The sequence below is a fragment of the Aminobacter sp. J44 genome (assembly GCF_007829415.1).
Lineage (GTDB): Bacteria > Pseudomonadota > Alphaproteobacteria > Rhizobiales > Rhizobiaceae > Aerobium.
Genome location: NZ_VLJG01000081.1, coordinates 1 through 1,674, shown reverse-complemented (window position 1 = coordinate 1,674; position 1,674 = coordinate 1). Strand labels below are relative to the sequence as shown.

Annotated in this window: 1 rRNA gene; it reads right to left on the bottom strand. The window is 54.4% G+C overall.

From position 1 onward, the window contains the following. Positions 1-1,674: ribosomal RNA gene (locus L610_RS19435) — 23S ribosomal RNA — on the bottom strand; the annotation flags it as partial.

Below are 1,674 nucleotides of genomic sequence, written 5' to 3'. Positions count from 1 at the left end.
CCCCGTCGATATGGACTCTTGGGGGTCATCAGCCTGTTATCCCCGGCGTACCTTTTATCCGTTGAGCGATGGCCCTTCCACGCGGGACCACCGGATCACTATGACCGACTTTCGTCTCTGCTCGACTTGTCAGTCTCGCAGTCAGGCAGGCTTATGCCATTGCACTCAACGAGCGATTTCCGACCGCTCTGAGCCCACCATCGCGCGCCTCCGTTACTCTTTAGGAGGCGACCGCCCCAGTCAAACTACCCACCATACACTGTCCCGGACCCGGATGACGGGCCGCGGTTAGACATCCATGTAGATAAGGGTGGTATTTCAAGGGCGACTCCACCAAGGCTGGCGCCCTGGCTTCAAAGTCTACCACCTATCCTACACATGCCGACACGAATGCCAGTGTAAAGCTATAGTAAAGGTGCACGGGGTCTTTCCGTCTAACCGCAGGAACCCCGCATCTTCACGGGGAATTCAATTTCACTGAGCCTCTGCTGGAGACAGCGGGGAAGTCGTTACGCCATTCGTGCAGGTCGGAACTTACCCGACAAGGAATTTCGCTACCTTAGGACCGTTATAGTTACGGCCGCCGTTTACTGGGGCTTCGATTCAAAGCTTGCACCTCTCCTCTTAACCTTCCAGCACCGGGCAGGCGTCAGACCCTATACGTCGCCTTGCGGCTTCGCAGAGCCCTGTGTTTTTGATAAACAGTCGCTACCCCCTGGTCTGTGCCACCTCACAACGGTTGCCCGCTGCAAGGTCACGCTTATCCCGAAGTTACGCGTGTAATTTGCCGAGTTCCTTCAGCAGAGTTCTCTCAAGCGCCTTGGTATACTCTACCAGTCCACCTGTGTCGGTTTAGGGTACGGTCTGTACGCGGGAGCTATTTCCCGGGACCGCTTCACTGCCAGACCAATCCGATAAGGACTGACAATACACGCGATCCGTCACTACCCGCAGGCCCACGAATATTAACGTGGTTCCCATCGACTACGCCTTTCGGCCTCGCCTTAGGGGCCGGCTAACCCTGCTCAGATTAACTTTAAGCAGGAACCCTTGGACTTTCGGCGAGGGAGTCTCTCACTCCCTTTATCGTTACTCATGTCAGCATTCGCACTTCTGATACCTCCACAGGTCCTCACAGATCCTGCTTCATCAGCTTACAGAACGCTCCGCTACCGCTCACTCAAAGAGTGAACCCAAAGCTTCGGTGCATGGCTTGAGCCCCGGTACATTTTCGGCGCAAAGACCCTTATTTAGACCAGTGAGCTGTTACGCTTTCTTTAAATGATGGCTGCTTCTAAGCCAACATCCTGGTTGTTTTGGGATCCTCACATCCTTTCCCACTTAGCCATGACTTGGGGACCTTAGCTGTTGGTCAGGGTTGTTTCCCTTTCCACGACGGACGTTAGCACCCGCCGTGTGTCTGCCGACTAGTACTCCCCGGTATTCGGAGTTTGGTTAGGATCAGTAAGACGGTGAGTCCCCATAGCCCATCCAGTGCTCTACCCCCGGGGGTATTCGGTCGACGCTCTACCTAAATAGATTTCGCGGAGAACCAGCTATTTCCAAGTTTGATTGGCCTTTCACCCCTAGCCACAAGTCATCCCAATCTATTGCAACAGAAACGGGTTCGGTCCTCCAGTTGGTGTTACCCAACCTTCAACCTGCTCATGGCTA